Below are 25410 nucleotides of genomic sequence, written 5' to 3'. Positions count from 1 at the left end.
CGACGCGCTTCAGGATGTGAGGCTGCGTCGAAAGCGCGCCAGGGCGACCGCAAAAAACGCCAGGCCAATGGCTGCCAGGGCCAGCACGTCGGGCCAGACCACTGCCAGGCCGGCGTCGCGAAACAGGATCGCCGCGCTCAGGCTGACAAAGTGGGTTGAAGGTGAAAGCTGCATGACCCACTGTAGCCACTGCGGCATGCTGTCCAGCGGTGTGCTGCCGCCCGACAGCAACAGCATGGGAATGATCACTGGAATCGCCAGCAGGCCGAACTGCGGCGTCGAGCGCGCCAAGGTGGCGAGGAATATGCCTAGCGCTGTACTGGCAAACAAGTACAGGGCGGTGACTGCCAGGAACAACCCGAGTGAGCCGGCCAGCGGCACGCCCAGTGCACCTTTGACGATTACCTCCAGCGACACCCAGGTGCATACCACCACAACCAGTGCGTTGCTGCCGATCTTGGCTAGCATGATTTCCAGTGCGGTCAGCGGCAGCACCAGCAAATGATCCAGGGTGCCATGTTCGCGCTCGCGTAGCAGTGCTGTGCCGGTAAGCACGATGGCAAGGATGGTGATGTTGTTGACGATCTGGATTACCGCCAGGAACCAGCCACCTTCCAGGTTGGGGTTGAACAGGGCCCTCGGGCTGATTGTCGCCGGGCTGTTGGCAGCGGCGGAGCCCTGGTTGGCGTAATCGAGCAGCTCGCGCTCGAATATCCGCCCGATGTATCCCGCCCCCATGAACGCCTGGCTCATGGCTGTGGCATCGACGTTAACCTGCAATTCCGGTGAACGCCCCGCCAGCAGGTCGTTTTGAAAGTTCGTTGGCACGTTGATGACGAAGGTATACAGGCCACTGTCCATGGCCTGGTCGAGCTGGTTGTAAGGCAGCGGCACCGCAGGCTGGAATTCAGGGGGTTGCAAGGATTCGGCAAGCTTGCGCGACAGCTGGCTGTGGTCTTCATCGATCACCGCGACGCTGGCGTTGTGCACACCAATGATCGAGCCTGCCGCCGGCATGTAGATGGCCACGCTGAATGCATAGAGCAAAAACAGCAGCAGAACGCTGTCGTGGCGTAGGCTGGTCAGCTCCTTGAGACCCAGGCGCAGGGTATGTGCCAAACGATGCATCAGACCTCCTGCTTCTTCAGCATGGCCAGGCTCAGGCCGGTGAAGGCAACAAAGAACCCGAACAGGGCCAGGCATTGCGGCCACAGTTCACGCAGGCTCAAGGCCTTGGTGAAGGTGCCGACGGCAACATCGAGAAAGTAGCCGGCCGGGAACAGTTGCCCCATCAGTGCTGCCGATCCATCGAGTGATGAGCGTGGCACGATCAGCCCGGAGAACTGGATGGTCGGCAGGCTGGTGATGATCATGGTGCCGAGGATCGCCGCGATCTGTGTACGGGTGAACGCCGAGATCAACAGGCCAAGGCTAGTGGTTGCCAGCACATACAGTAGACCGCCAACGGCCAGGGCAAATGCGCTGCCTTTGAATGGCACACCGAATAGCCAGCGGTTCATCGCCACCAGCAACGCCAGGTTGATCAGGCTGATCGCCAGGTAGGGGGCCTGTTTGCCGAGCAAAAACTCCAGACGGGTCAGCGGAGTGGCATAGAAGTTGGTGATCGAGCCCAGCTCTTTCTCACGGACAATCCCAAGCGCTGTGAGCATGGCTGGTATGAAGGCAAGGATCAGCGCCATTACTCCGGGGCCAATCGCGTTCACGCTGACCACGTCCTGGTTGTAGCGAAAGCGAGTTTCCAGGCGCACCGGCGATTGTCCAGGTTGTGCCTGGCTGCTCAGGGCTGCCAGTTGCTCGAGGTTGGCCTGGTGCACCGCTTCGACATAGTTACGGCTGGTTTCGGCGCGAAACGGCATGCCGCCGTCGAGCCATGCCGCGACCACTGGCTGGCGCCCGGCATGCAAGTCACGTCCGAATCCTGGCGGGATTTCCAGTGCCAGCTTGATTTCCGAGCGCTGCAAGCGCTGGTGCAGCTGTGCCGAATCGCGGATAGGCGGCTGCTCGGCGAAGTAGCGCGAGCCACGGAATGCTTCAAGATAGGCTCGACTTTGCGGGCTCTGGTCCTGGTCATAAACGGCGAATGCAAGATTCTCGACGTCCAGCGAGATGCCATAGCCGAAGATCACCATCATGAACAACGCACCGAGCAACGCGAACGCCAGACGGACCTTGTCGCGCAGTAGCTCCTTACCCTCGCGGGTGGCAACGGCAAACAGGCGCCTGATGCTGAATCCCCGGGACATCGTTATCGGGGTTGAAGCGCCTGGCTCTTCAAGTGCTGTTGAGGCTGCTGGCGCTTCGGCCAGTCCTTGCGCTTGTTCCAGGCATGTCACGAAAGCGTCTTCGAGGGTGTCTCCGGCAAACTGTTGTTGCAGCGCCGCAGGGGTATCGCAAGCAAGCACCTTGCCCGCATGCATCAGGGAAATTCGGTCGCAGCGCTGCGCCTCGTTCATGAAGTGCGTGGAGAGGAATATGGTCACGCCTTGTTCCCGCGACAACTCGATCAGCAGGCGCCAGAAATCATCGCGAGCCGCTGGGTCCACGCCAGAAGTGGGTTCATCGAGAATCAGCACTTCCGGGCGGTGTAATACCGCCACAGCGAGTGACAGACGCTGGCGCAGCCCCAAGGGCAGCGCCCCGGACTGCTGGTCAGCGATGTTGCCAAGGTCGAAGCGTTCGATGAGCTCAGCGATACGAGTTGTGCTATCGGCTTTGGGCAGATCGAAAAGCCGCGCGTGCAACTCAAGGTTCTGGCGCACGCTAAGCTCGCCATACAACGAGAAGCTCTGCGACATGAAGCCAACCCGCTTGCGGGTTGCCAAGTCTTTGGCGTCTACCGGCCGCCCCAAAAGGGTCGCGCTGCCTTCGCTGGCAGGCATCAAGCCGGTGAGCACTTTCATGGTGGTGGTTTTGCCGCAACCATTGGAACCGAGAAAACCGAATATCTCCCCTCGACCGATGGCGAAACTGACCTTGTTCACCGCAGTGAAGTCACCAAAGCGCAGGGTCAGTTCGTGAGCTTCAATAGCGATTGTTGTTTCGCCGGCGGGGCGTGGAGGAATCTCTAGTGGCTGAGGATCGTGCGCACTGTCACCTTGGTAGTGGGTGAAGGCGTCATCCAGTTTGCCGCTGGCCGTTGCACTGGCCAGTTCCTGGCTGAGTCCCGAGGCGATCAACTTGCCGCGATCAAGCATCAGGCAGTGCTCGAACTGCTCGGCTTCTTCCATGTAGGCAGTGGCAACCAGCAGGGTGAGCTGTGGTCGCTCGGCACGGACTTGCTCGACCAGTTCCCAGAAGTGCCGACGCGACAGCGGATCTACACCGGTGGTTGGCTCGTCAAGGATCAGCAAGTCGGGATCGTGGATCAGCGCACAGCACAAACCGAGTTTTTGCTTCATGCCTCCGGATAGCTTGCCGGCCGGCCGTTCGGCAAATCGCGCAAGATCGGTAGCGAGCAGCAAGCTGTGCATGCGCTGCTCGCACTGCGCAGCGCTGAGGCCGAACAGGGTGGCGAAGAAGCGAATGTTTTCGCTGATGGATAATTCAGGATAGAGGTTGTTGCCCAGACCTTGCGGCATGAAGGCTATTCGCGGGTACAGGCTGTTGCGGTGATGGCGCTTGCGGATCGATCCGTCGAGTACCTCAAGCTCGCCGCTTTGCAGCTTCTTCACCCCGGCGATCAAGCCCAGCAGACTGGACTTTCCAGCACCGTCAGGACCTATCAGCCCGCAACGGGTGCCAGCTGGCAGGTCGAAGGAGATATCTTGCAGGGCATCGAGCTTGCCATAACGGTGACTGATGCCCTGCGCGTGTAGCGCCAGGGCGTTCATTGCAGATTGGCCGGCCAGTCTACTTCAGCCGTGCGCACGTAACCCGCACCGGGCATGCCGGGCTTGGCCTGAGGCACGGCACTGGGTTCGGTCAGGCGCAGCTTGACCCGAAACACCAGCTTTTGGCGCTCGTCGCGGGTTTCCACCTGTTTCGGCGTGAACTGGGCCTTGGCGGCAACAAATGCGATTTTTGCCGGCAGCGCTTTGTCCGGCAGGGCGTCGAGAACTATCCTGGCTTCATCGCCGACAGTCAGGCGGCCGGTGGTCGAGGCGGGCAGGTACAGGTTCATGTACTGATCGTTCGGGTTGATCAGCATCAGCACGCGGCCTCCGGCGCCCAGCACCTCACCCGGTTCGGCCAGGCGCAGTTGGATAATGCCATCGAGGGGCGCCCGCAGGCTGCTGTCGTCGATCTCACTGGTAAGCTGGGCGACTTGAGCTTCGGCAGCGCCAATCGCAGCCTTGATCGCGGCCAATTGTGCGCGGGCTGCGACCACGGCTGAGCTTGCGGTGTCGTAGCGGGCTTGCTGTTGGTCGAGCAGTTGTTGGCTGGCGTATTTGCGCAGGAAAATTTCCTTGACCCGCTTCAACTCCTGACTGGCCAACAGCAGTTCGCTCTGGCGCAGTTGCACATTGGCCTGGGCGGCGGAGTAATTTTCCTTGGCGCGAAGCACCTCGGCCTCAGCCTGGCTGCGTTGAGCTTCGAGCGTGCGGGTGTCGATACGCGCCAGGAGCTGGCCTTGCGTGACCTTGTCGCCTTCATCGACCAGCACTTCGGCCAGGCGCCCGGGGATCTTGCTGGCGATTTGTACTTCAGTGGATTCAAGCCGGCCGTTGCCCATGCTCAAACCATCAGGCAGGCGGTCGTGCAGGGACTTCCAGTAGCCCAGGCCACCAGCGGCCAGGAGTAAGGCGATCAAAGCGCCAGCAAATAATTTTGGAGTATGTTGGCTCATCAGTCTGCCTCCTGCTGCATTCGCACCAAATTGTGGCGCGGCACCGACCCTGGTGCGTTGATGTTCGTCAAAACTCCGCAATCCTACCCTGTTTAACGCAGTGCGAGTACTGCTGCCCACTGTTGCGCAGTAACCGGCATGACTGATAAGCGGCTCCCTTTTTGTACCAGTGGCAGTTCTGCAAGGGCGGTTTGTTGCTTGAGGAAGCCCAAGCCTAGAACCTTCGTGAATGTTTCCACATGGACGACATCGATGGCGCTCCAAGGGTTCTTTTCATCGTTGGCTTTGGCGTCGAAGTAATGGCTCTGAGGGTCGAGGGCGGTCGGGTCAGGGTAAGCGGCGGTGCATATCTGGCCGATCCCGGCGATCCCGGGTTCGGGGCAGCTTGAGTGATAAAAGAAAAATTGATCGCCCACTGCCATGCTGCGCAGAAAATTGCGGGCCTGATAGTTACGAACGCCGTCCCAGCGCGCTTGCTTGAGGCGGGCCAGATCCTTGATTGATAGTTCTTCGGGCTCGGATTTCATTAGCCAATAGGCCATAGGTGGTGCTCCTGACTAAACTTGAAATAACCTGTTGCATGAAACCGACGGTCGGTTGGCGTCAAGGTTTGCGTGTCGGCGCTGGTTGTCGGAGAATGCGCCACTTTTAAGCTTGACGCTGCTGCAACAACTAAAAAACGTTGCTGACAACGTGATCAGTTTGCCTGAGGGGGGCAATCAATGAATCGCAAACCGGACTTGCTCTGGATTCTCGTGTTTCTGTTCGGTTTGGGTGTGGTCACTACCGGTTATGCGCAAAGCCTTTGGGAGCGCAAACTCGATGCTCCCTACGAAATGCCGGTGAATCCGCAACAACGTTGATCGCAGCGTTGACGTTTCTCAGGCTGGCGCCAGGTACCAGCCACGGTCCGAGACCGTCCCTTGTAGCGGCACATCCCAGCTGGCCTGTGCCAGTCGTTGCACTTTTTGACACTCGTGCGCCAGGCCCAGCAGCAAAGGTTTTTTCCAGGCTTTGCGGCGGGCTTGATAGGCCAGGCTTCGATCGTAGAAGCCGCCTCCCATCCCCAGTCGGCCGCCTTCTTCATCAAACCCCACCAACGGCAGCAGGATCAAATCCAGCGCCCAGATAGGTCGTTGTCGCGCCAGGTTGATGTGAGGTTCGGCGATGCGAAAGCGATTGGGTCGCAGTTTTTCGCCGTGCTCGATACGTTGGAAGACCATTTTACTTCTAGGCCAGGCGTGCAAGACGGGCAGGTAAGTACGCTTGCCTCGCCGTTGCGCCTCGCGCAGCAGCAAGCGAGGGTCGATTTCACTGTCGTTGGGCAGGTACAGGGCGATGTGGCGGGCGCGACGGAACAATGGATGTTGCGCCAGCTGGCGGTACAACCCGGCTGCGGCCTGACGTTGTTGGGCCGGGCTCAAGGCACGACGGGCGTCACGTAGCAGGCGGCGAAGTTGGGGGCGGGTTAGCTGCGCGGTGTCGGTCATGGCACGGGCGTTCCCAGAGAAGGCTGTTGCGCTTGGGCAACCGCTCAATTTGCCCGCTTTGGAATGCGCGCAAAGGTAATTCAGGCTCCCCGACGAACCGCTGTCGGTGTAGCCCTTGAACCCGAAAGTTCAAGGTGGAGATTGCAGGAGGCGTTAAGGCTTTCCGTCAAGCGGACATGCACACCGGCCCCACGTGCAACCCCCGTGGTTGTGCGTATCGGCTCAGGGACATGACCGACTGGCAAGCACTCCAGGGAGTGGCGCCAGTATACCGATTCTTAACCCTTATTTGTATCTTGATCGTCAGACAGTGCCTGATCGACGCGTTCGAGCAGATCGCGAACCTGTTCGCGGGTGGCGCCACCGGCCGGTGCTTCAGGGCGTTCCTGATTGTGCAGCAGGTCGTGGGTAATGTTCAGCGCGGCCATCACAGCGATCCGGTCGGCGCCGATCACTTTGCCACTGCTGCGGATTTCACGCATTTTGCCATCCAGATAGCGAGCGGCGCTGACCAGATTGCTGCGTTCCTCGGGCGGACAGATGATCGAATATTCTTTGTCGAGGATCTGAACGGTCACGCTATTGCTTGAACTCATGAGTCTTGCTCCAGGGCCTTGAGTCGCAAAATCATCGATTCGACCTTACGCCGGGCGATTTCGTTTTTTTCGATGAGGTGGGCGCGTTCCTCGCGCCAGGACTTTTCCTGAGCTAATAGGAGTGCGTTTTGCCGTTTAAGTTGCTCGACTCGCTCAATCAGCAGTTCGAATCGGCCCATCAGCGTTTGCAGATCGTTCTCTTGCATTGGTTGCCACTCGATTCGGTCTGGCGGGTGGTTGCCCGATTTATGCCCCGGCCTGCTCCGAGTTGGCCGCGTCGATGGTCTTGGCGCGCCTGCCGGTGCTAGGATACAAGGTCTTCATTCTAGTCATTGCGCCGTCTGGCGCCTAGTTGCCCATGCCTATTACCAATTCGCCGTACACCGCTTTCGCCACTTTGCTCACCAGCAACGGGCATCCTGTATCCCCTGCCGAACTGCACGGGCTGTTGCTCGGGCGCAGTTGCGCGGGGGCTGGCTTCGATTCGGAGGCCTGGTTGGCCGATGCCGCCCACCTGCTGGAAAACGATCCGGCAGACAATGTTCGTAACGCTTTGATCGGCCTGCAGGAGATGGTCAAGGGCGAACTCACGGGTGACGATATCACTATCGTACTGCTGCTGCCGGGCGACGAAGCTGCGCTGACTGACCGCGCTGCAGCGCTGGGTGAGTGGTGCAAGGGATTCCTGTATGGCTTCGGTCTGAACTCCGCCGGCGTGACGCTGAGCACTGAAGCCAAGGAAGTGCTTCAAGACCTGGATGCCATTTCCCAGGTCCAGGACGCCCTGGAAGAGTCCGAAGACGGTGAAAGCGACTATATGGAAGTAATGGAATACCTGCGCGTCGCACCGCTGTTGCTGTACACGGAATTGGCCAAGCCGGTCGAACCTGCAGCCAAACCTTCGCTGCACTGACTGTAGAGGGACCCCACTGCCCATGAGCCATATCCCCAAGTCGGAATACGCCCGTCGACGCAAGGCGCTGATGGCGCAGATGGAGCCCAACAGTATCGCTATCCTGCCTGCCGCTGCGGTCGCCATTCGCAACCGTGACGTCGAGCATGTGTACCGTCAGGACAGTGATTTCCAGTACCTGAGCGGCTTCCCTGAGCCGGAGGCAGTGATTGCGCTGATTCCTGGTCGCGAGCATGGCGAATATGTGTTGTTTTGTCGTGAACGCAATCCAGAGCGTGAATTATGGGATGGGCTGCGTGCCGGACAGGAAGGGGCGGTGCGTGATTTTGGCGCCGATGACGCTTTCCCGATTACCGATATCGACGACATCCTGCCGGGCTTGATCGAGGGCCGGGACCGGGTGTACTCGGCCATGGGCAGCAACCCCGAGTTCGATCGTCACCTGATGGAGTGGATCAACGTGATCCGTTCCAAGGCTCGCCTTGGTGCCCAGCCACCGAACGAGTTCGTTGCCCTGGATCATCTCCTGCACGACATGCGCCTGTATAAGTCGGCGGCAGAAGTGAAAGTGATGCGTGAAGCGGCAGCCATTTCTGCCCGTGCCCATGTTCGGGCCATGCAGGCTTGTCGTGCGGGCTTGCGTGAGTACAGCCTGGAGGCCGAGCTGGATTACGAATTTCGCAAGGGTGGGGCGAAGATGCCAGCTTATGGTTCTATCGTTGCTGCCGGACGCAACAGCTGCATTCTGCACTATCAGGAGAATGACGCGGTGCTCAAGGATGGTGATCTGGTTCTGATCGACGCCGGTTGTGAGATCGACTGCTATGCCAGTGACATTACGCGGACCTTTCCGGTCAGCGGCCAATTCTCTGCGGAGCAGAAAGCGATCTACGAACTGGTGCTCAAGGCTCAGGAAGCAGCGTTTGCCGTCATTGCTCCGGGCAAGCACTGGAACCACGCCCACGAGGCAACGGTTCAGGTGATCACTGAAGGGCTTGTGGCGTTGGGGCTGCTCAAAGGCAGCGTCGAAGCGTTGATCGAAAGCGAAGCTTACCGTGCCTTTTACATGCATCGCGCTGGCCACTGGCTGGGCATGGATGTACATGACGTCGGCGAATACAAGGTTGGCGGTCAGTGGCGGGTGCTCGAACCGGGCATGGCCCTGACGGTGGAACCTGGCATCTACATTGGTGCCGATAACCAGGATGTCGCGAAAAAGTGGCGCGGCATAGGCGTACGTATCGAGGATGACGTAGTGGTTACAAAGCAGGGCTGTGAAATCCTGACCTCCGGTGTGCCGAAGACGATCGCTGAAATCGAGGCCTTGATGGCTGCCGCGCGCAGTGCCGCCGCATGAAACGGGTGAACCTGGCAATTATTGGCGGCGGCCTGGTCGGTGCCAGTCTGGCGCTTGCCCTGCAGGCCGGTGCCAAGGCGCGTGGCTGGAACATCCTGCTGATCGAACCCTTTGCACCCGGCGACACCTATCAGCCCAGCTATGATGCGCGTTCGTCTGCGCTATCCTTTGGCACCCGGCAAATCTATGAACGCCTTGGCTTGTGGCAGCAGATCAGTCGCCGCGCCGAGCCGATTCGCCAGATTCAGGTTTCCGATCGGGGCCGCTTTGGTGCCACGCGCCTGGATGCCCTGGAGGAAGGCGTTCCTGCCTTGGGCTACGTGGTGGAGAACGCCTGGCTAGGACAGTGCCTGTGGAAAGGCCTGGATACCGACGTGGTCAGCTGGCGTTGTCCGGCTGAAGTGACAGCCATGCAGGCGCTGGAAGACGGCTACCGTCTTTCGCTCAACGACGACACCTGGGTCGAATGCGATCTTGCCGTGCTGGCCGATGGTGGACGCTCCGGGCTGCGTGAACAACTGGGCATTCATGTCAGTCAGCGGCCATACAACCAAAGCGCGCTGATTGCCAACATCACACCCAGTGAAGCTCACTGTGGCCAGGCATTCGAGCGCTTCACCGATGAAGGGCCGATGGCCTTGTTGCCATTACCGGAAAACCGCTGTGCGCTGGTCTGGACTCGTGCGGGTATGGATGCCAAGCGTCTGGCGGAAATGGACGAGCGTAGCTTCCTTGATGAGCTGCAAAGTATGTTCGGCTATCGCCTGGGTGCTTTACGCCAAGTGGGCGCACGGCATCTGTACCCCTTGTCGTTGATAGAAGCTCAAGAGCAAGTGCGTCCGCACCTTGTGGTCCTGGGTAATGCTGCCCACAGCCTGCATCCGATTGCCGGACAGGGTTTCAATCTATCCCTGCGTGATGTGCAGTCGCTGGCCGAAGGCCTGTTGGCAGGACCTGCTGCGCCAGGGGACTTTGCCACATTGCAGGCCTATCGCGAGCGCCAGCGGCTGGACCAGGACATGACCGTGGGCTTTTCCGACCGGGTAACCCGCCTGTTTGGCAACGCACAGCCATTGATCGCCACTGGGCGTAACCTGGGCTTGCTCGGGCTGGACTTGTTGCCCCCAGCCAAACGCTGGTTTGCCCGTCAGGCCATGGGCCTGGGAACCCGCCCGGACCCGCGGAGCTGAGCATGGATGACTCACGTAAAATGGCCCGGCGCGCACGGCTGCTGCGCTGGCTGCTGAATTTTTACCCGCCTTATATTGGCGCCGGTATTCGCGTGTTGAGTATCAGCCAGGATCTGCGCCATGTGAGGGTGCGCATGGGTTTGCACTGGTTCAACCGTAACTATGTTGGAACCCAGTTCGGTGGCAGCCTCTATTCGATGGTCGATCCGTTCTACATGTTGATGCTGATAGAACTGTTGGGCCGCGAGTACATTGTCTGGGACAAGGCAGCCAGTATCGACTTCATAGCGCCGGGCAAAGGACCGGTGTTCGCTGACTTGCGCATCGGCGATGAGTTGCTGGCTGACATTCGCGAGCACACCGCAGGCGGTAAAAAGTACCTGCCAAAACTTCAAGTCGATATCCGTGACGCTGCCGGTGAGTTGGTGGCCCAGGTCGACAAAACCCTATACGTGCGGCTCAAGCCGCAAGCGAGACAGGCTTAAAGCATGGAAATGCGCGCAGATCTGTTAATTGTCGGTGCCGGTATGGTCGGCAGCGCCCTGGCCCTGGCACTCCAGCACAGTGGCCTGGAAATCCTCCTGCTCGATGGCAGTCCGCTGTCGGTCAAACCATTCGACGAGCAGTCTGCTTTCGAGCCACGGGTCAGTGCCCTGTCGATGGCCAGCCAGCGCATCCTGGAGCGCCTGGGCGCCTGGCAAGGGATTGAGGCGCGCCGCCTGAGCCCATATTCGGACATGCGAGTCTGGGACGGCAGCGGCACCGGCCAGATCCATTTTTCGGCGGCCAGTGTGCACGCCCAAGTGCTGGGCCACATCGTCGAAAACCGCGTAGTTCAGGATGGCCTGCTGCAGCGCTTGCATGACAGCGAAATCGGTTTGCTGGCCAATGCGCGTCTCGAGCAGATGCGCCGCTCCGGTGATGAGTGGTTGCTGACCCTCGCGGATGGCCGGACCTTGCGTGCACCGCTGGTGGTTGCGGCTGATGGTGCGCACTCGGCGGTGCGCCGCCTGACGGGCTGCGAGACGCGTGAGTGGGACTACCTGCATCACGCCATCGTTACCAGTGTGCGCTGCTCTGAACCGCATCAGGCTACCGCCTGGCAACGCTTTACCGATGACGGTCCGTTGGCTTTCCTGCCACTGCTGCGCGACGGCCAGCAGGATTGGTGCTCGATTGTCTGGTCGACCACTCCAGAGCAGGCCGAGCGCCTGATGAAGTTGGAAGATAGCGATTTCTGCGCACAACTGGAGCGCGCCTTCGAAGGCCGTCTCGGCACTGTACTGCAAGCCGACCCAAGGCTGTGCGTGCCGTTGCGCCAGCGGCATGCCAAGCGCTATGTCGCAGAAGGCCTGGCGCTGATCGGCGATGCTGCCCACACCATCCATCCGTTGGCCGGGCAGGGCGTCAACCTGGGGTTTCTCGATGCAGCCACCTTGGCCGAAGAGCTCCAGCACGCCTATGAGCGGGGGGAGCGATTGGCAGATATCCGCGTCCTGAGCCGATACGAACGCCGGCGTATGCCACACAACCTGGCGCTTATGGCAGCGATGGAAGGCTTCGAACGTTTGTTCCAGGCCGACCAGTTGCCGCTGCGCTGGTTGCGCAACAGCGGCCTGAAATGGGTGGAACAACTGCCCGAAGCAAAGGCCTTGTTTGTACGTCAAGCCCTTGGGCTTAGTGGTGATCTGCCAGAGTTGGCGCGGTCCTGAGGCCAGCCTTGCAAGCGCAGTAACATCTGGTAACTCCTCCCCGATGAGTTCAGTTGAGATGGGAAATGGGATTAACTACCATTTGCACCTCTTTTGAACTTCGAGGACATGCACCATGTTGCCACGCAAGTACGTACTGGCCGCTCTGGCTTTGACCCTGCTGGGCGGTACCGCCCAGGCTGCGGATGAAGTGGTGGTGTATTCCTCGCGTATCGATGAGTTGATCAAGCCGGTTTTCGATGCCTACACGGCCAAGACCGGGGTCAAGGTCAAGTTCATCACCGACAAAGAAGCGCCTTTGATGCAACGCATCAAGGCCGAGGGCAAGAACGCCACTGCTGACTTGCTACTGACTGTCGATGCCGGCAACCTCTGGCAGGCCGAGCAGATGGGCATTTTGCAGCCGATCAAATCCGAAGTGATCGATGCCAATATTCCCAAGCAGTACCGTGCTTCGTCCCACGATTGGACCGGCTTGAGCTTGCGGGCGCGGACCATCGCTTACTCCACCGATCGAGTGAAGCCTGAAGAACTGAGCACTTACGAAGCCCTGGCCGACAAGAACTGGGAAGGTCGTCTGTGCCTGCGCACGGCGAAAAAGGTTTATAACCAATCGCTGACCGCCACCCTGATCGAAACCCACGGCGAGAAGAAGACCGAAGAAATCATCAAGGGCTGGGTCAACAACCTGTCCACGGATGTGTTCTCCGATGACACCGCCTTGCTGCAGGCCATCAACGCAGGTCAGTGCGACGTTGGTATCGTCAACACCTACTACTACGGTCGCCTGCACAAGGAAAATCCGAACCTTGCGGTCAAGCTGTTCTGGCCAAACCAGGCCGACCGCGGCGTGCACGTCAACCTGTCGGGCATTGGCCTGACCAAATATGCGCCACATCCTGAAGCCGCCACCAAGTTGGTTGAATGGATGACGGGTGAAGATGCGCAGAAAATTTTCGCTGGCGTGAACCAGGAGTTCCCGGCCAATCCGAAGGTCGCGCCTTCCGAAGAAGTCGCTGCTTGGGGAACGTTCAAGGCCGACACTATCCCTGTCGAAGTGGCTGGTAAGCGTCAGGCTGAGGCGATTCGCCTGATGGATCGGGCTGGCTGGAACTAAGTCGGTGCCCTGATAGGCCCCTGTGGGAACGGGCTTGCCCCGCGATTGCGAGATGACTGACATAATGCAATCGCGGCGTAAGCCCGTTCCTATTTACAAAGAGATTTGTCCTTTTGGCTCACCCCGCCCAACGTCGCTGGTATCCCCTGGTTTTTGCAGTTGCCGCCCTGGTACTGCTGCCGCTGAGCGTACTGCTGTTGTCCTGGCAGTCGGTCGACATGCAAATCTGGTCGCACCTGCTCGATACCCAGATGAGCCGCTTGCTGGGCAACACCTTGACCCTCATCGTGGGGGTCGGCGTCGGAGTGACCGTGCTGGGTGTCAGCCTGGCCTGGCTAACCAGCCTGTGTGAATTCCCTGGCAGACGCTGGCTGGACTGGGCGTTGATGCTGCCGTTCGCGATTCCTGCTTATGTGTTGGCATTTGTTTTTGTCGGCCTACTGGATTTTTCCGGGCCGGTGCAAACCTTGCTGCGTGAGTGGTTTGGGCCCATGCGTCTGCCTCGGGTGCGTTCCACAGGTGGGGTGATCATCGTCCTGGTGCTGGTGTTCTATCCCTATGTGTATTTGCTTGCCCGTAGCGCTTTCCTGGCCCAGGGCAGAGGCTTGATGGAAGCGGCGCGGGTGCTTGGGCATTCGCCACTGCAGGCGTTCTGGCGTGTGGCGCTGCCGATGGCCCGTCCAGCCATCGGTGCAGGCATCGCCTTGGCGCTGATGGAAACCCTGGCTGACTTCGGCGCCGTGTCGGTGTTCAACTTCGACACCTTCACTACCGCCATCTACAAGACCTGGTATGGCTTCTTCAGCCTTTCGAGCGCTGCGCAACTGGCCAGTCTTTTATTGCTGGCGGTGATGCTGGTGCTTTACGGTGAGCGTCGCGCCCGCGGCGCCGTGCGTGGCAGCAACGAACGGCCCAGGAGCAAGGCGCTGTACCACTTGCACGGCGTGAAGGCATGGGTTGCTAGCTGCTGGTGCCTGTTGGTGTTTGCCTGTGCCTTCGTCATTCCGCTGCTGCAATTGCTGGTGTGGTTCTGGCAGCGCGGCCGTTTCGATCTTGATGAGCGCTACACCAGCCTGATTCTGCATACCCTGTACCTGGGTGCGATGGCGGCGCTGATCACGGTGAGTGTCGCGTTGATGCTCGCCTTCGCCAATCGTCAAGCGCCTACGCCGAGCATTCGTGCCGGAGTAGGTCTGGCCAATCTTGGATACGCCTTGCCAGGCTCGGTACTGGCGGTGTCGATCATGCTGGCATTCAGTTACCTGGACAATCAGTTGGTGGTGCCACTGTCCAATTGGTTGGGCGGTGCCGGTCGGCCATTGTTGCTGGGCAGTCTGTTCGCTTTGCTGCTGGCGTACCTGGTGCGATTTATCGCCGTGGCCTACGGGCCGCTGGAAACCAGTCTGGAGCGTATTCGCCCCTCGCTACCGGAGGCTTCGCGCAGCCTTGGCGTGAGCGGTCCAAAATTATTTTTCAAGGTATATCTGCCGTTATTGGTGCCGGGGGCTTTGAGCGCCGCCTTGTTGGTGTTCGTCGATGTTCTCAAGGAAATGCCGGCGACATTATTGATGCGACCGTTTGGCTGGGACACGCTGGCTGTGCGTGTGTTCGAAATGACCAGCGAGGGCGAGTGGGCGCGGGCTTCGCTGCCTGCCCTGACGCTGATTTTGGTTGGCCTTTTGCCGGTCATCGGTCTGATTCGACGTTCGGCATATCGTGTAGGTCAAACGCGCTGAGGGTGTCAGCCTTCAAGCTTGCAGCTACAATGCGCGGCATTCGCTGCGGCCGGTCCTACAAACCGGGTAGCTGAAATGCTGCCAACAGCCGTAGCTTCGCCACGCCCGGAAGGAGAAACCCATGGGACTGCGCACGCCTCTTTATGACCTGCATTTGGCGTTAGGCGCCAAGATGGTCGATTTTGGCGGTTGGGACATGCCTTTGCATTATGGCTCTCAGGTCGAAGAGCACCATCAGGTGCGTAGCGACTGCGGAGTGTTTGATGTTTCCCATATGACCGTGATCGATGTACATGGCGACCAGGCCCGTGTCTGGCTGCAGTACCTGCTGGCCAACGACGTCGACCGGCTTACCGAGTCCGGCAAAGCCCTGTACAGCACCATGCTCAACGAGCAGGGCAATGTTATCGACGACATGATTGTCTACCGTTGTGAGGACGGTTATCGGCTGGTCGTCAACGCGGCGACACGGGACAAGGACCTGAAGTGGTTGAACGACCACAAAGGCCAGTTCCTGGTCGAGCTCATCGAGCGTCCGGAGCTGGCTATCCTGGCTATCCAGGGGCCGGATGCCCGGGCCAAGGTTGCAGAACTGGTCAGCGCCCCACGGGCTGCGCTGATTCGCGAACTCAAACCCTTCGAAGGCCGCGTCGAAGGCGACTGGTTTGTTGCCCGCACCGGTTATACCGGCGAAGACGGCCTGGAAATCATATTGCCCGCGTTGCAGGCGCCTGCATTCTTCAACGACCTTGTCGGCGCAGGTATTGCCCCGAGCGGCCTTGGTGCGCGCGACACGCTGCGTCTGGAAGCGGGCATGAATTTGTATGGCCAGGACATCGATGAGGCTCATACGCCACTGACGTCGAACCTGGGCTGGAGTGTTGCCTGGGAACCGGCAGAGCGCGACTTCATCGGTCGCAGCGGGTTGTTGGCGGAAATCGAGCATGGCGTCGATCAAAAACTGGTCGGGCTGGTGCTGGAGGAACGCGGCGTGCTGCGAGCCCATCAGGTAGTGCGCGTAGCCAATATTGGCGAAGGGGAGATCACCAGTGGTAGTTTCTCTCCTACGCTGAGCAAGTCGATTGCGTTGGCGCGGGTGCCGATGGCAACCGCAGACCGTGCCGAAGTAGAAATCCGTGGCAAATGGTACCCGGTGCGGGTGGTCAAACCGACCTTCGTGCGCCATGGCAAGATTCTGATCTGAACCTAATTCTGGCGGGCTTACCGCTTACCCTATCGAGGAAAACAAGATGAGCAATATCCCCGCCGACCTGCGTTTTGCCGAAAGCCACGAGTGGGCCCGGTTGGAAGCTGATGGCACGGTAACTGTCGGTATCAGCGACCACGCCCAGGAAGCGCTGGGTGACGTGGTGTTCGTCGAACTGGCGGAAGTCGGCAAAGTTTTTGCCGCAGGCGAGGCTGCCGGTGTGGTTGAGTCGGTCAAGGCCGCCTCGGACATCTATGCACCAGTAGGTGGTGAAGTAATCGCGGTAAATGAAGAACTGGCTGATAGCCCAGAGTCGCTGAACAGCGATCCGTATGCCAGCTGGATCTTCAAGCTCAAGCCAACTGACACTGCCGAACTGGAAAAACTGCTCGACGCTGCTGGCTACAAAGTGGCCATCGGCGAATAGTTTTTCACACAAGCGGCAATCTCTTCCTAGACTCAATATGCCTCGACTGCTCGGGGCTTGGTCTAGGAAGAGAGAGCCGCTATGTCCCAGTCGCCGTCCCTGAGCCAACTTTTCGAAGTTAATCCTTTCCTGCATCGCCATCTGGGGCCAGATGCCTCGGAACAGCAAGCCATGCTCCAGGCCCTGGGGCTGGGCACTCGTCGCGAACTGATCGAGCAGACCGTACCTCCGGGCATTCGCTTGAACCGTCCACTGGAACTGCCCGCTGCCCTGGATGAACAGGCGGCCCTGAGCAAACTCAGAGGTTATGCCGAGCAGAACCAGGTGTGGACCAGCCTGATTGGCATGGGCTACCACGGTACGCTCACGCCGACGGTCATTCTGCGCAACGTGCTGGAAAATCCGGGTTGGTACACTGCGTACACCCCCTATCAGCCGGAGATTGCCCAAGGTCGCCTCGAAGCGTTGCTGAATTTCCAGCAGATGATCATCGACTTCACCGGTCTGGACCTGGCCAACGCGTCGTTGCTTGATGAAGCCACCGCGGCAGCGGAAGCCATGGCCCTGGCCAAGCGCATGGCCAAGTCGAAAAGCAATGTGTTCTTCGCCGATGAACACTGCCACCCGCAAACCCTGTCGGTATTGCAAACCCGTGCCGAAGGTTTTGGTTTCGAGTTGGTGGTCGATACGCTGGATAACCTGGCCAACTACCAGGTATTTGGTGCTTTACTGCAGTACCCGGATACCCACGGCGACATTGTCGATCTGACGCCACTGATCGAACAGTTGCACAAGCAGCACGCCCTCGCCTGTGTGGCTGCCGACCTGCTCAGCTTGCTGATGCTGACCCCGCCTGGTGAGTTGGGAGCGGACGTGGTGTTGGGGTCGTCGCAGCGATTCGGAGTGCCGATGGGCTATGGTGGCCCACATGCGGCCTATTTTGCTTGCCGTGATGAGTTCAAGCGCGCCATGCCTGGGCGCATTATCGGCGTGTCCAAGGATGCGCGTGGAAACGTGGCACTGCGAATGGCCTTGCAGACCCGTGAGCAGCATATTCGTCGTGAGAAAGCCAACTCCAACATTTGTACTGCGCAGGTGCTGCTGGCCAACATCGCTGCATTCTACGCGGTGTATCACGGCCCTCAAGGCTTGCTGCGCATTGCCCAGCGGGTTCACCGGCTGACGTCCATGCTTGCTGCCGGTTTGCACAGCAAAGGCATCAAACGTCTCAATGAGCACTTTTTCGATACCCTGACCCTGGAAGTGGGCGGCAGCCAGACCGCGATTATCCAAAGTGCCGAAGCTGCTCAGATCAACCTGCGCATTCTCGGCCGCGGCCAGTTGGGCGTCAGCCTTGACGAGACGTGCGACCAGGCAACTGTGCTGCGTTTGTTCGATATATTTCTCGGTGCAGATCATGGCCTGGATATGGACGACCTCGATGCGCAGACCTTGCCCGAAGGTATTCCGGCAGGGCTGCAACGAAGCTCGGCCTATCTCACCCATCCGGTGTTCAACCTGCATCACAGCGAAACCGAGATGCTGCGTTATCTCAAACAACTGGAAAACAAGGATCTGGCGCTGAACCAGTCGATGATCCCGCTAGGCTCATGCACCATGAAACTCAATGCCAGCAGCGAAATGATCCCGATTACCTGGCCGGGTTTTGCGCTGTTGCACCCGTTTGCACCCGCCGCACAGGTGCAGGGCTACAAGGCGATGATCGATGAACTGGAAGACTGGTTGTGTGCGATCACGGGATTCGACGCGATCTGCATGCAGCCTAACTCCGGTGCGCAGGGCGAGTACGCCGGCTTGATGGCAATTGCCAAGTATCACCGTAGCCGCCACCAGAGTCAGCGCGATATTTGTCTGATCCCTTCGTCGGCCCACGGCACCAACCCGGCTTCGGCGCAGATGGCAGGCATGCAGGTGGTGATTGTCGAGTGCGATGAGGCCGGCAACGTCGACCTTGCCGACCTGACCGCCAAAGCGCAGGCCGCAGGCGAGCGTTTGTCGTGTTTGATGGCCACCTATCCATCGACCCACGGGGTGTATGAAGAAGGCATCAGTGAAATTTGCGACGTTATCCACAAGCAGGGCGGCCAGGTGTACATGGACGGGGCCAACCTCAATGCTCAGGTCGGTTTGACCCGGCCAGCTGATATCGGTGCCGATGTTTCACACATGAACCTGCACAAGACCTTTTGCATTCCTCATGGTGGCGGCGGTCCAGGCATGGGCCCGATTGGCGTACGCGCCCATCTGGCCCCTTTTGTCGCCAGCCATCCGGTCATCCCGGTGCCTGGGCCCGATCCACAGAACACTGCGGTCAGTGCGGCGCCTTGGGGCAGCGCCAGTATTTTGCCGATCAGTTGGATGTACATCGCCATGATGGGCCCGCAGTTGGCCGATGCCAGTGAGGTGGCGATCCTGTCGGCCAACTATCTGGCTGAACGGCTAGGAGGGGCGTTTCCGGTGCTCTATCGGGGCCGCAATGAGCGCGTCGCCCATGAATGCATCCTGGATCTGCGGCCGCTGAAAGCCTTGACCGGAATTACCGAAGAGGATGTGGCCAAGCGCCTCATGGATTATGGCTTCCATGCACCGACCATGTCGTTCCCGGTACCGGGGACATTGATGGTCGAGCCTACCGAGAGCGAATCGAAGGCGGAGCTGGATCGCTTTGTCGAAGCGATGCTGAGTATTCGCGCAGAGATTCGTGAAGTGCAGGACGGGAACTGGTCAGCAGACGATAACCCGCTCAAGCATGCGCCACATAGCTTGGCTGATGTATTGGGCGTGTGGGAACGTGCGTACAGCATCGCCCAGGGAATTGCCCCCAGCGACCATGTGCGACAGCATAAATACTGGCCCGCGGTTAATCGGGTGGACAACGTGTTTGGTGACAGGAACCTGTTCTGTGCCTGTGTTCCTGTTGAGGACTATCGCAGTTGATCGCGGACCAGTACGCCCTCGCGGGAGCGTACTGGTCCTGCGAGAGTGAATTACTCGCTTACAGCATTCTTGGCCAGAATGGCATTGGCCAGATCCATGTCGCTCGCTTCCAGGCCGGGATTTTCGGCCCGCACCTTGTGTATGGCAGACTCCAGATAAGGGCCTCGGATAGCACCTTCGCTGGCAACGAAACTGCCTGCATCGTCCTGTGCGGCAAGGACCAGTTTGTGGTCTTTGGAGGTGAGGTAGGTAGAGCCTGTGGTTGCGCCAGAGGAAATGACATTACGCCAGAAGGTATCGGCCATGGCTGAACCGATTGGCAGGGAGAGCAGGGCAAGGGTTGCGACTGCAACGTTGAGACGCATCGAGGGGTGACTCCAACTGAGGTTGACTGACAGCTTCGATCGGATTGCCTCGATCTAGTTCCCTGAAGCCACCCGCAGGACTTCTGTCATGGTGGTCACCCCCGAAGCCACCTTCTGCGCGCCGCGCTGTTGCAAGGTCAGCATGCCGTCGGCGATGGCTTGGCTACGCAGTTTGGTGAGGTCGATATCGCCGTGGACGTAGGTTTTCAGCCCTTCATTCATGTTCAGCAGTTCATAAATACCGGTGCGGCCGAAGTAACCGGTCTGCCGGCATTCATTGCAGCCTCGGGCCAGGTAGCCGGCTTCACCTGGAACTGCCTTTTGCTTACACGTGCAGAGCGTACGTACCAGGCGCTGGGCCATTACACCAATAAGCCCAGCCTTGATCAGATGCGCTGCCAGGCCTAGCTCAAGCAGGCGAGTGATAGCGCTGCAAGCATCGTTGGTGTGCAGGGTGGACAGCACCAGGTGACCGGTCAAGGCGGCCTGGAAGGCCACTTGGGCGGTCTCCAGGTCTCGGATTTCTCCAATCATGATGATGTCCGGGTCTTGGCGTAGCAGCGCCCGGGTGCCTTCAGCAAAGCCAAGGTCAATGGCAGGATGTACCTGTAGTTGATTGAACCTGGGCTCGACCATTTCGATGGGGTCTTCCACCGTACACAGGTTGACCTGGGGAGTGGCCAGGTGTTTGAGCGTGGTGTACAGGGTGCTGGTCTTGCCCGAGCCGGTCGGACCTGTGATCAGAATCAATCCATGGCGCTGCCCGATCAATGCCAACCAGCGTGCAAGGTCGTCGCCTTCCAGGCCCAACTGCGCAAAGTCCTGCTGCAGCACCATCGGATCGAAGATGCGCAGCACCAGTTTCTCTCCAAAGGTGGTGGGCAGCGTCGACAGGCGCAGTTCCAGTTCATTGCCAGTGGGCAGGCGCGTCTTGATCCGACCATCCTGCGGCCGGCGCTTTTCCGCGACATTCATGCCAGCAAGGGTTTTCAGGCGACTGATGACAGCCAGGGTTACCGCGCCGGGAAACTGATACACCGAATGTAACAGGCCATCGATGCGAAAGCGCAGGTGGCCCTGGTCTCGACGCGGCTCCAGGTGGATGTCGCTCGCGCGCTGATCAAAGGCGTATTGCAGCAGCCAGTCGGCAATGGTGACTATATGGGCATCATCATCCTCATGCGCCCGGCCATTTGCGCTCAGGTCGAGCAACTGTTCGAGGTTTGCGCGTGGAATCGCGGTCCCTGCCTGGTGACTGGCTCCTTTTACCGAGTGGGCCATATGAAAGAAAGCCTGACTGAACCGGTTAATTTGCACGGGGCTCGCCAGAACGTGCTTGATCGGTCTGCGCAGCACTTGGGCCAGATCGGCCTCCCATTTCCTGACGAACGGTTCAGCGCTGGCAACGGTGACACTATTGTCATCCGCCGCTATCGCCAGAATGCGGTGGCGTCGGGCAAACGCGGCAGACATCAGTCCTGTGGTTGCGCCAAGGTCGAGTTGCAGGGGATCGATATGCAGGTAGGGCAGCCCGGCGCGCTTGGCCAGCCACTGGCACAGGCTCTCCAGGTCCAGGTATTGGCCGACCTGGCGCGGATCAGGCAGGTTTTGCGCCGCGATCAGTTCCAGAGGATGTGCATCGCCGGTCTGGCGTAGGCTTCGCAGCGTGTGGGCGGCTTGCGGGCTGATGAGACGTGCGTCGAGAAGCGCAGTGAGAAGACCGCCCAGGCTTAGCCTGCGATCCTGATCGCTGACAGTCATGAGGCGTCCTTGCCTTGCTGCCTGAAGGGGCAACTACAAGCGTAGTCGACAGCAGGGAACAGCAAGGCCGACATGCATTTCCGGGTATTGCCGCACTCAGTCAGCGGTGCGGGCCAATTGCAGGTGAACCTTGTCGACACAAATCAGGTTGCGCATTTTTTGTGCAATCAGCTCGGCGCGGTGCCAGCTCAAGCCGGCAATCTCTATCTCGACCTTGAGAAGATCACCCTCCTGGGCCATCAGCACTTTGTGGGGCGTGAGAAATTGCAGGGCAAACAGGTTCAGGATTCGGCACAGGCTGTCTGGCTCGGCTTCTACCTGGAGTTGGTAGTGCACACAGCTATAGATGCCGTCAGCGGCCCAGACATCATCACGCATCGGGGTCACAGGGCTGTCGAAGCGTTCAAGTGCGCTCATGGAAATCTCCGGTTCAAGTGAAAGAAATTTTCACATACTCAACCGGGTATTTTTTCTCTATGATCAGCAGATAGTATGAATTTTTGAATTGTTCAATTCGTATGCTAACGAAAAGCAGGAATAATTATGCAGAGTGAATTGGATCTCTACGATCGGCGAATCCTCGCTCTCTTGCAGGAAGATGCGTCGCTTTCCAGTGCGCAGATTGCCGAGCGCGTAGGGCTCTCTCAATCACCCTGCTGGCGACGGATTCAGCGCTTGAAAGAAGAAGGGGTGATTCGCGCTCAGGTGTCCTTACTGGATCGCAAGAAAATCGGTCTGAATACGCAGATTTTTGCCGAGGTAAAACTGAATGCCCACGGGCGTTCCAACTTCACCGAATTCACCGAGGCAATTCGCGGCTTCCCGGAGGTGATGGAATGCTATGTGCTGATGGGCGCAGTGGATTTTCTGCTGCGCATCGTCACCCCGGACATCGAAGCTTACGAACGCTTCTTTTTCGAAAAACTGTCGATGGTGCCGGGGATCCAGGAGGTCAACTCGACCGTGGCCTTATCCGAAATAAAGTCCACGACGAGTCTACCGGTGCTGCGCTGAGGGCCTACTTGCGCAACAGATGTTTCCAGCCGCGACTCTGGAACACGGCCATGGCCTGGTCGGCACGGGCATCCAGTACCGTAATGCGAACTTCGGCTTCGACCTCATCGCTGATCGACTGGTTGGCCAGTTCGTGCAGCTTGTTCAGCTCACCGAAAAGGCGGTCCAGGTCTGGGCTCTCAAGCACCTGACGGGCATGGTGCAGCCAGGCAAGCAGACGCTCGATTCGGGGCAATTGCTCTGCCAGGTCTTCCGGTTGGCGATGGTACAGCGGCAGGTTCAGGGCCTTGGCTTCGTCGGCCAGCAGCACATTCAACCAATTGGCCAACTGCGCGGCACCCTGGCGGTCGCCGCGTTTGTTGCGCTCGACGGTCCAGCCGCGAGCCTGCAGCCAGCGCGAGGTCTCCAGAGAGAACTGGCCCCAGCGCGGGTCCTGCAGTTCTTCTGCAAATTGTTCCGGCGCTGCACGGCGGACGTCTTCGTCGTCATTGCCGGCCAGTACCAGTGGGCGCCAGTCTTCCAGCAGGGCATCGAGGCTGCTGCGCAAGGTGGAGGTTGTCGTGCGTGGTGCGGCCTGGCCAAGGCTGCTGGCCAGGGCGCGAAGCTCAGCAAGGGCCTGGACCCAGTCCTGCAGCAGGCGCCAGTGACCGTTGAATCGGTATTGTTCGGCCAGGCGTTGGCTGGTACCGAGCAATTGCCAGGCGAGGGCGGCGAAGCCGTCATCCAGTGGCATTTCTGGGTTCAGCTCGGCAGCCGGCAGACTCAGCGCGTAGCTGGCTGGATCGAGCAAGCGATAGCCCCGCTCGGCTTTGCTGATGTCGCACGGGAACAACGGCAAGCTGGCGGACAGCTCGGCAGCGAGTTCCAGTAATGCTTCAGGTTCACCTTCACGCAGCTCCAACTCCAACTCGCAGATTTCTTCCTTCTGTTTGCCTGCGACCACGCTGCCCAGGTCCAGGGCGGCTTCGATCACCACCTTGGCCTTGCCGCGACCCCAGGCGATTTCTGCATACTCGCGGGTGAAATCAGTGGTGAACAGCGCCTTGATGGCTTTTTTATCCACGTCGGCGAGTTCGGCTGGCCAGCACGCGTCGTCGAGCTTTTTCACGTCCAGCTTGGCCTTGGGCAACTGCCACTCGTGCTCGTTGCGCACCGACAGACCGGCGACGCTCTGGCCACGGGTCTTGAGGGTCTGGATGACCACATCGCCGTCGCGGCGCAGGCGCAGTGCAACCTTGGCGGCAGCCAGGTCACGCTCAGGGGTGTCGAAGTACTGGTTCAGCAGCTCGCGCTGTTGCCAGCCAGACTTGTTGCGCTTCTTCAGCAATGGGTGTTCGCGCAGGGCGGCGAGTGTCTCGCGGCTGACCCGCAGTTTGATTTCGGTTTCTTTGTGCATTGCTGAGTAATCCAGGCTCGGATGACAGGGAGCGTCTTGGCCGTGCAGTGTACAGGAGTCGGCCGTCGACGGTTTATTCCAGGTGCTCGATGGCCCTATGATGGGCTTCGCCTCAAGGAGAATGCGCATGCCTTTGCCATCGCTCAAAGAACAGTTCGCGGCACTGATTGCAGTGCCTTCGGTCAGCTGTACCCAACCTGCGCTGGATCAGTCAAACCGGGCAGTGATCGACCTTTTGGCCGGTTGGTTGGGTGACCTGGGCTTTGCCTGCGATATTCAGCAGGTGACGCCGGGCAAGTTCAACTTGCTGGCCAGTTATGGCAGTGGCCCGGGTGGGTTGGTGTTGGCAGGGCATAGCGATACGGTGCCCTATGATCCGCAATTGTGGCAGACCGACCCGCTCAAATTGACGGAAGTCGATGGCCGCTGGGTCGGGCTCGGCAGTTGCGATATGAAAGGCTTCTTCGCCTTGATCATCGAGGCAGTACAGCCGTTGCTGGCAAACGACTTCAAGCAGCCGTTGCTGATTCTTGCTACCTGCGACGAAGAGAGTTCCATGTCCGGCGCCCGTGCGTTGGCCGAGGCTGGTCGTCCGCTGGGTCGAGCGGCCGTGATCGGTGAACCGACCGGGCTCAAGCCTATCCGCCTGCACAAGGGTGTGATGATGGAGCGTATCGATATCCTCGGTCGCAGTGGCCATTCATCGGATCCGCGCTTGGGCCACAGTGCGCTGGAGGCCATGCACCGGGTGATGGGCGAGCTGATGAGCTTGCGTCAGCAATGGCAGAAGGAATTCAACAATGCTCAGTTCAGCGTCCCGCAGCCGACCTTGAACTTCGGTTGCATTCATGGCGGTGACAATCCCAACCGGATCTGTGGCCAGTGCGCATTGGAGTTCGATTTGCGCCCATTGCCGGGCATGGACCCCGAGGCCCTACGTGCCGCCATTCGGCAAAAGCTTGCACCGCTGGCCGAGCTGCATCAGGTGAAGATCGACTATGCACCGTTGTTCCCCGAGGTGCCGCCGTTTGAACAGGACGCCGACGCGGAGTTGGTGCGGGTAGCCGAACGTCTTACGGGTCATCGCGCTGAAGCGGTAGCCTTTGGTACCGAAGCGCCTTATCTTCAGCGTCTGGGCTGTGAGACCCTGGTGCTCGGTCCGGGCGACATCGCTTGCGCTCATCAGCCTGGCGAATATCTTGAAATGTCACGCTTGCAGCCTACTGTGCGTCTATTGCGTGAGTTGATTGAACATTACTGCCTGAATCCGGTAATTGCCCGTTGAGTTCAGCCGTTACCCAAAGGAGATTGCGCGTGACGCCAAGCCTGTTCCGACGATAACCCTTCGAGCGCTGTGTGCCTTC

24 protein-coding genes and 1 other RNA gene are annotated in these 25410 nt (G+C 59.3%); 13 read left to right on the top strand and 12 right to left on the bottom strand.

Annotated elements, in window-relative coordinates; genetic code table 11:
• Positions 1–9: 9 nt before the first annotated feature.
• From V0R60_RS03155 to V0R60_RS03140, 4 genes are all read right to left on the bottom strand, one after another.
• On the bottom strand, positions 10–1128 hold the full coding sequence (locus V0R60_RS03155) for an ABC transporter permease (RefSeq protein ID WP_136478665.1): 1119 nt from the start codon (positions 1126–1128) through the stop codon (positions 10–12).
• Positions 1128–3851 carry a ribosome-associated ATPase/putative transporter RbbA gene (gene rbbA, locus V0R60_RS03150; RefSeq protein WP_330078874.1) on the bottom strand — a complete coding sequence of 908 codons (2724 nt, stop codon included), beginning with the start codon at positions 3849–3851 and terminating at the stop codon, positions 1128–1130. Before rbbA ends, V0R60_RS03155 begins: the two co-directional genes overlap by 1 nt.
• The gene (locus tag V0R60_RS03145; RefSeq protein ID WP_330078875.1) at positions 3848–4807 is read right to left on the bottom strand and encodes an HlyD family secretion protein; all 960 of its coding nucleotides are present in this window, start codon (positions 4805–4807) and stop codon (positions 3848–3850) included. Before V0R60_RS03145 ends, rbbA begins: the two co-directional genes overlap by 4 nt.
• A 92-nt stretch (positions 4808–4899) precedes the next feature.
• Positions 4900–5349, bottom strand: coding sequence for an EVE domain-containing protein (locus V0R60_RS03140; protein ID WP_330078876.1), 450 nt, complete (start codon positions 5347–5349; stop codon positions 4900–4902).
• A gap of 180 nt (positions 5350–5529) precedes the next feature.
• On the opposite strand from V0R60_RS03140, the gene V0R60_RS03135 reads away from it, so the two are divergent.
• A complete protein-coding gene (locus tag V0R60_RS03135; RefSeq protein WP_165392175.1) occupies positions 5530–5670 on the top strand; it encodes a hypothetical protein in 141 nt (46 codons plus the stop codon).
• Positions 5671–5688: 18 nt separating this feature from the next.
• Here the strand turns inward: V0R60_RS03135 and V0R60_RS03130 are convergent, their stop codons facing one another.
• The 4 genes from V0R60_RS03130 to V0R60_RS03115 form a co-directional block, all read right to left on the bottom strand.
• On the bottom strand, positions 5689–6297 hold the full coding sequence (locus tag V0R60_RS03130; RefSeq protein ID WP_136478661.1) for a 5-formyltetrahydrofolate cyclo-ligase: 609 nt from the start codon (positions 6295–6297) through the stop codon (positions 5689–5691).
• 82 nt (positions 6298–6379) lie between these two features.
• Positions 6380–6557: non-coding RNA, 6S RNA (gene ssrS, locus V0R60_RS03125), on the bottom strand.
• Between the two features lie 18 nt (positions 6558–6575).
• Positions 6576–6893, bottom strand: coding sequence for a cell division protein ZapA (locus V0R60_RS03120; RefSeq protein ID WP_330078877.1), 318 nt, complete (start codon positions 6891–6893; stop codon positions 6576–6578).
• Positions 6890–7099 carry a TIGR02449 family protein gene (locus V0R60_RS03115; RefSeq protein WP_203479022.1) on the bottom strand — a complete coding sequence of 70 codons (210 nt, stop codon included), beginning with the start codon at positions 7097–7099 and terminating at the stop codon, positions 6890–6892. The genes V0R60_RS03120 and V0R60_RS03115 overlap by 4 nt, the downstream gene beginning before the upstream one ends.
• A 152-nt stretch (positions 7100–7251) precedes the next feature.
• Here V0R60_RS03115 and V0R60_RS03110 point away from each other — a divergent pair, with 152 nt between their 5' ends.
• The 10 genes from V0R60_RS03110 (at position 7252) to gcvP (ending at position 19510) form a co-directional block, all read left to right on the top strand.
• On the top strand, positions 7252–7806 hold the full coding sequence (locus V0R60_RS03110; protein ID WP_330078878.1) for a YecA/YgfB family protein: 555 nt from the start codon (positions 7252–7254) through the stop codon (positions 7804–7806).
• 22 nt (positions 7807–7828) lie between these two features.
• Positions 7829–9163, top strand: coding sequence for a Xaa-Pro aminopeptidase (pepP, locus tag V0R60_RS03105; protein WP_330078879.1), 1335 nt, complete (start codon positions 7829–7831; stop codon positions 9161–9163).
• Positions 9160–10353 (top strand): 2-octaprenyl-6-methoxyphenyl hydroxylase, encoded by a 1194-nt coding sequence (gene ubiH, locus V0R60_RS03100; protein ID WP_330078880.1) that lies wholly within the window; start codon positions 9160–9162, stop codon positions 10351–10353. Before pepP ends, ubiH begins: the two co-directional genes overlap by 4 nt.
• A 2-nt stretch (positions 10354–10355) precedes the next feature.
• Positions 10356–10838 carry a DUF4442 domain-containing protein gene (locus V0R60_RS03095; protein ID WP_330078881.1) on the top strand — a complete coding sequence of 161 codons (483 nt, stop codon included), beginning with the start codon at positions 10356–10358 and terminating at the stop codon, positions 10836–10838.
• A gap of 9 nt (positions 10839–10847) precedes the next feature.
• Entirely contained in the window at positions 10848–12065 is a 1218-nt protein-coding gene (locus V0R60_RS03090; RefSeq protein ID WP_330078924.1) for a 2-octaprenyl-3-methyl-6-methoxy-1,4-benzoquinol hydroxylase, read from the top strand.
• Between the two features lie 115 nt (positions 12066–12180).
• A complete protein-coding gene (locus V0R60_RS03085; protein WP_136478653.1) occupies positions 12181–13182 on the top strand; it encodes an extracellular solute-binding protein in 1002 nt (333 codons plus the stop codon).
• Positions 13183–13295: 113 nt separating this feature from the next.
• Positions 13296–14918, top strand: a complete 1623-nt coding sequence (locus tag V0R60_RS03080; RefSeq protein WP_136478652.1) for an ABC transporter permease — start codon at positions 13296–13298, stop codon at positions 14916–14918.
• Positions 14919–15039: 121 nt separating this feature from the next.
• A complete protein-coding gene (gene gcvT, locus V0R60_RS03075; protein WP_136478651.1) occupies positions 15040–16122 on the top strand; it encodes a glycine cleavage system aminomethyltransferase GcvT in 1083 nt (360 codons plus the stop codon).
• A 46-nt stretch (positions 16123–16168) separates the two neighbouring features.
• A complete protein-coding gene (gcvH, locus tag V0R60_RS03070) occupies positions 16169–16552 on the top strand; it encodes a glycine cleavage system protein GcvH (RefSeq protein WP_330078882.1) in 384 nt (127 codons plus the stop codon).
• A gap of 81 nt (positions 16553–16633) precedes the next feature.
• Entirely contained in the window at positions 16634–19510 is a 2877-nt protein-coding gene (gene gcvP / locus V0R60_RS03065) for an aminomethyl-transferring glycine dehydrogenase (RefSeq protein WP_330078883.1), read from the top strand.
• Positions 19511–19560: 50 nt separating this feature from the next.
• Here the strand turns inward: gcvP and V0R60_RS03060 are convergent, their stop codons facing one another.
• The 3 genes from V0R60_RS03060 to V0R60_RS03050 all read right to left on the bottom strand — a co-directional run bounded on the left by V0R60_RS03060 (position 19561) and on the right by V0R60_RS03050 (position 22053).
• Positions 19561–19875, bottom strand: coding sequence for a DUF2388 domain-containing protein (locus V0R60_RS03060; RefSeq protein ID WP_136478648.1), 315 nt, complete (start codon positions 19873–19875; stop codon positions 19561–19563).
• Positions 19876–19929: 54 nt separating this feature from the next.
• Complete coding sequence (locus tag V0R60_RS03055; protein WP_330078884.1) at positions 19930–21636, bottom strand: GspE/PulE family protein; 1707 nt, start codon at positions 21634–21636, stop codon at positions 19930–19932.
• A gap of 96 nt (positions 21637–21732) precedes the next feature.
• Entirely contained in the window at positions 21733–22053 is a 321-nt protein-coding gene (locus tag V0R60_RS03050; RefSeq protein ID WP_330078885.1) for a hypothetical protein, read from the bottom strand.
• Between the two features lie 126 nt (positions 22054–22179).
• Here V0R60_RS03050 and V0R60_RS03045 point away from each other — a divergent pair, with 126 nt between their 5' ends.
• Entirely contained in the window at positions 22180–22650 is a 471-nt protein-coding gene (locus V0R60_RS03045; RefSeq protein WP_136478645.1) for an Lrp/AsnC family transcriptional regulator, read from the top strand.
• A gap of 4 nt (positions 22651–22654) precedes the next feature.
• On the opposite strand, the gene V0R60_RS03040 is transcribed toward V0R60_RS03045, so the two are convergent.
• A complete protein-coding gene (locus V0R60_RS03040; protein ID WP_330078886.1) occupies positions 22655–24046 on the bottom strand; it encodes a CYTH domain-containing protein in 1392 nt (463 codons plus the stop codon).
• Between the two features lie 127 nt (positions 24047–24173).
• On the opposite strand from V0R60_RS03040, the gene argE reads away from it, so the two are divergent.
• Positions 24174–25331, top strand: a complete 1158-nt coding sequence (argE, locus tag V0R60_RS03035; protein ID WP_136478643.1) for an acetylornithine deacetylase — start codon at positions 24174–24176, stop codon at positions 25329–25331.
• The last annotated feature ends 79 nt before the right edge of the window (positions 25332–25410 follow it).

Source organism: Pseudomonas auratipiscis, from assembly GCF_036324085.1.
Classification (GTDB): domain Bacteria; phylum Pseudomonadota; class Gammaproteobacteria; order Pseudomonadales; family Pseudomonadaceae; genus Aquipseudomonas; species Aquipseudomonas auratipiscis.
The sequence above is the reverse complement of the archived record's forward strand: the minus strand, read 5'-3'. Positions and strand labels throughout refer to the sequence as shown.